At 28.8% G+C, this 4,984-nt stretch carries 5 protein-coding genes; 1 reads left to right on the plus strand and 4 read right to left on the minus strand.

The genetic code is table 11. The features are described from left to right. Positions 1-67: 67 nt before the first annotated feature. The 4 genes from lanKC to XO08_RS09380 form a co-directional block, all read right to left on the minus strand. Entirely contained in the window at positions 68-2,767 is a 2,700-nt protein-coding gene (gene lanKC / locus XO08_RS03340; protein ID WP_075665642.1) for a class III lanthionine synthetase LanKC, read from the minus strand. 112 nt (positions 2,768-2,879) lie between these two features. Beyond that, a complete protein-coding gene (locus XO08_RS09315; protein ID WP_198022714.1) occupies positions 2,880-3,005 on the minus strand; it encodes a class III lanthipeptide in 126 nt (41 codons plus the stop codon). Positions 3,006-3,586: 581 nt separating this feature from the next. Further along, positions 3,587-3,784, minus strand: a complete 198-nt coding sequence (locus XO08_RS03345; protein ID WP_075665643.1) for a hypothetical protein — start codon at positions 3,782-3,784, stop codon at positions 3,587-3,589. Positions 3,785-4,297: 513 nt separating this feature from the next. Continuing rightward, complete coding sequence (locus tag XO08_RS09380) at positions 4,298-4,423, minus strand: hypothetical protein (protein ID WP_369799920.1); 126 nt, start codon at positions 4,421-4,423, stop codon at positions 4,298-4,300. Positions 4,424-4,657: 234 nt separating this feature from the next. Between XO08_RS09380 and XO08_RS03350 the strand changes: the two genes are divergently transcribed. Beyond that, positions 4,658-4,984: hypothetical protein (locus tag XO08_RS03350; RefSeq protein WP_369819307.1), on the plus strand; the 327-nt coding region annotated here is incomplete at its 3' end.

Consider the following 4,984-nt stretch of genomic DNA (forward strand, 5'->3'; position numbering starts at 1 on the left):
CTTTAAAAATTCCCAATAAATTTTCATGAAACCCCTCCTATCTATTCTATAAAATGAATCCAGAAACTTAATCTAATAGCAACTCATCTTCCTTGCCTTTTAATAACCTATTTAAAGTCCTCAAAACACCAGCAATTCCTGTGCCAAAGTCACACGTTATTCTTATACCACCTTCGCCCAAAACTGCCAAAACTTTTTCTTGTTTTATTCTTTCATCTTTAAAACTGCAAACGCTTTTCGGATTGAAAATATGCATATTTATCAACCCTTCAATTTGCTGTTCTAAAACTTTTAAAATGTCTTTTCTTTCATAATAAATTACTATGTCAATTAAGGTGTCAATAATACCAGTTGTACCAAACAAATATCCAGGTAAAACAAAATACTTTCTTCTAAGATCATTTAGGAGCTCTTCGAATATCTTGTTTTTTATATCATACCTAAGAGCTACTTTTAAAACGCCGGAAGTTCCTACTTCTAAATATGGCTCGTAATTTTTTCCGTTATAAAAGCTTCTCAAGCCTTCAAAAACAACACTTGATCTTAAAATCTCATCGTTAATAGCTTTTTCTCCGATTTTTTTTATTTTGGGATCTTTTACTACTTCATACAACCTTAGTAAAAACAAAGAAATTCCTGCAGCACCATATCCAAGCCCGTAAAAGGTATTTTTCTTACTAAAACTATTTTCCCAAAATATTTTTCCAAATTTATCGTATTTTGCATGTTTTATTAACCATTTATAAATTTTCAATGCCTCAGATAAATATTTTTCTTCCTTTGTTAACCTATACATTTTTAAATTAGTAAGCCCAACACCGCTTGCTCCATAATACAAAGAATAATCTTCGTATAACATCTGATGTTTATTACATCTTTCCATTAACCAATTTGCAAGTTCAATTTCTCCTAATTCAAGTAAAACGAAAACAATTCCAGAAAGACCCGTAAGAAATCCTGGTGGAAATAATTCAAAATCAATGTTTTTAACTTTATTTAAAAACCAGTTTTTAAACCTTTTCGGTATATCATTTTTATACTTACTAATTGAATATAATATACCACCTGCTCCAAAACCAAAAGAAATTTCATTAGTTGAATAAACTATTGGATCACATGGGAAAAGCGTTTGAGTTGAAAGATTGGCAACATCGTACAAAAAATTAGTTAAACCATCTAACACATCTTTAATTTTGTATTTTTTTGTAATATCATCAAATAATTTATTTTTATCATTTTTTTCCTCTAAATCATTAACCATTTTAAATGGTTGACTTACTTTTTCACGTATTGTATGTCTATTATTCTCAAAAAAATTCAAAGCATCATCTAGAGAAATTTTAGATTCCTGTAGGTCACATATGAAATAATATATCTCCTTGGGCCAACCAATATCATCTACAATTTCTTTGTAGACCTTTTTGAATATATCATCTCTTAGAACTGAAAACACAGTTATTGGATATATATAATAAAACATTATTGATCCAATACTGTACAATTCGTCGCTTAAACTATATGCACGATTAGAATTTATATCATATTTACTAAAACCAGGAGTAGTTAAAACTGTGGTATCAATATATTTTCTAACTGCTCCTTCTAAATCAATTAAAATAGCTTTGTATGTATTCTTCTTAAATAAAATATTTCTTGCTGATATATCACCTAATAATATCCCTTTATCATGTAAAACTTGTACTACTTCAAGAAAACTTCTAAAAATTTTAAAAAACATCTTTAAAAACTTTTCTGAATCTCTTTTTGTAGCAAACGGATTTATACTAGGATTATATTTTCTAAATATTAATTCTCTAATATCATATCCATTAACAAATTCTTCAACTAAAAAATAATGTTCCCATTCTTTAAAAAAATCAACAGGTTTTGGTGTAAAATTAAATCGCTCTAAATATTTTAAAATTTTCCATTCTTTTTCTAAAAGATCTACTGAATGGACTTTTTCGTCAAAGCTTTGGTTAGTAAATGGCCTTGCTTCTTTTATAATTACTAAACATCTTTTTAATTCGTCAAATGCTTTATAAACTCCCCCACTGTTTGAAAAATGTACTGCCTCAAGTATTCTATATCTTTTTTTCAATATTAATTCTTTTAAAATCTTTTTCTTTTTTGAAAAAATAAGATCTTTTACCCAATATGGTGTTCTATAATAAGGAAGTCTCTTATCTTCAATTTTTTGACCATTTGGTGCAAAAATGATCGGAATTTTTCTCCCAGTTATATCTATCATAAAATGTTTTTTTAATCCCCCATATCTATAATACAAAATACCTTCATCTTTGTATCTTCTATCACTTAAAATATATGGTCCTTCCTCAAAATATAATTTGTCATGCAAATCCTCAAGCACCTTTTCAAAAATTTTTTCATCCCTTGGATATATAGTAATAAATTTCCCAGAACTTCCCCTGGGAAATTGTTTAGAGTTAAGTACATACAATACCTTTTTGCTTTTCGCAAATTTAAACGATATTTTGTTTTTAATTAAATACTCGCTTACAATTCTTAAAATCCTCTCTGCATTATTTAATTTTGCACTTATGTGTATTTTCCAGCCTTGCTCCGGAAATTCATTCAAATACAAAAAATACCAAAAATTATCCTTCGATAGCATCATTTTATACTTTTCAGGTAATATTTTTGAATAATCGCATTCTAATTTATTTTCATTTGATCCAAAAGGAACATAGAATAATGATTTCTCAAGAACATATAAATATCTATCAACCCACCTTAATTCTCTCATTATTCACACCCCACAAAGCTTACTTTCCTCATTATCCAAACAGCAAAAAATAAATTATCAAAGACAGGTTAGGACTTTTTGTCCTAACCTGTTATATTTATTACATAAAATGTTAATCAGTAACTTTTGAAGAAGAAGAATTGCAACAACCACTCCAACTACTTGTCCAACTACCTGCTAGTTGCGTAGAAGTGTCTTTAACAGTTACTTCTAGTTGTTGTAATCTTAATATCTCCATAGTATTCTCCCCCTTTTTCCATTTATTATTTTGCAGCCGGCCGCAGGAAAACTTAAAATAATTATTATTTTTTAACTTCAAAAATTTAGTTTATTTATTTCTTTTATGGATTTTTAAAAACTTACCTTCTACCAACATATTTGTGAATTATATAACAAATAATAGAATATATTTATATTACAATTTTATGTTATAATTATTTTGATTTCTTGTTAATTATAAAATAATATGTTTATTAAAATTTAACATTCGTCAACTTTTTCGGTAGTAAATTTCACACTCTCCATAAGCACTCTGTTCGCTCACAGGATTCTGGTTGTATGTATCGTCTGACAGAAAAAGAAGATATTTTCCAAAATTATTTATAAGTTTGAACTCCATATTTTCACTCTTCCTTATTAATTTATTCCACTTCTACAATTTATTATATAAATCACATTAAAATATAACAACCTCGAAAAATTTCAATTATAAGTTTTTTTTTTTTTTTTTAATATTTCTAATTTATTTAAAATATATTAACGAATAATGTATATTTACGTATTAAAGTTTTATGATTTAAAGTTTATTGTTCAATTATCTTACTCATAAAGCCAAGGAAATAACCAATTCCACCAATGTCTTTTTTTACAGCCTTCGTTACACCAAACATTTGGTGAACATTCATCTTTGTTTGCACAACCGTCGCAATTTTTAACATCTCCACAAAGTCTTCTTTCTCCATCACAAAAGGAAAGATATACTTTATCGTTTACAACTGGTTCGTTTAAAAATTCCATGTTCCCCCCTTAATCAATAAAGTTTTTAATTAATTATACGTATAGTTTTGTAGTTCATATACTAAAAAATATATTATAAAAATACATAGAAATATCGGGAGTTTGGAGAAAGATTTGATCGTTATCTTATCAAAAATTTTTAAAATCCTAAAAGTCAAATTTAATAGCAAAAAAATAAAAACTATTTTTGAGGTATGAAAATCAAGAAAATGAAAACCATTTTTCAAGTCTTATACAATGTTAGTAATAAAACTTTCTTATTTTCGATATGTGGAAAGCTTTAATAGCATGATTGAAAATAGAAGAATACGCACCGGTGGGTTCTTTCAATCTGTCGAAATTGCTGAAATAAATATCCTTCTTTCTTATGAACGTTTGAAATCTCGTGGTAAATGGAAAAATCCTATCCCTTTGATTAGAGCTTCTTTATATGAGATTACTTAAATGTTTGATATTAGATATTTTAACTCTGACACATAATTGTTGACATGTCTCTTTTTTTTTAGGCTTCCCCTAATATCCTTCCCAATATTTCTTTACTGTCCTTCTGTCTATCCCATATATCCTGCCTAATTCAGAAAAGTTCGGCCTCAAATCCATCCCCCTTAACACTTCCAAATGTTGTTTGACTTTTTCCATCTCTGGTATCCCTCCTTCCTTTGGAAGGATACCATTTATGTACAATTTTGTTCATTTTTATTTTCCTCTTCTTGGCCATTTGTATTTTACCATTTACATCTCAACGATCTTGCGTGGGATATAAAAAACATCCACCCACTCTGGGCTTATTCCATTTCACAAAAAGCGGTATACTGGCTTGGATACTATCGTGAGACATCAGGCAATTTGTTCGGTGCCCTCGATACCCTGTTCGTGATTGAAAAAAAGATCAACACGTTTTCCATTTACAGAACATCAAAGGTTATACGTTCGTTAGGAGTTTCAAAGAAATACGAAAAACTTTTGAAAGAAGCGGAGAGATACATCCCAAAATTCAACGTGTCAATCTACGCAAACACAAAAGATTTAAGGAGATTCATACGCAAAATCGTAGGGTTGTGCAGGGGAGAGAAGATATCGGCTGGGAGGATATCGGAGATAATAACCGGGAAGACGAAGAGGATCAGAGGCAACACGTTGAAAAAAATAATAGAAGGGAAAGAAGTAGAAAATTTAGAAGTTCCATATCCTGTATATAAC

Origin of the sequence: Thermosipho sp. 1074, assembly GCF_001999655.1 — a bacterium.
Lineage (GTDB): Bacteria > Thermotogota > Thermotogae > Thermotogales > Fervidobacteriaceae > Thermosipho > Thermosipho affectus.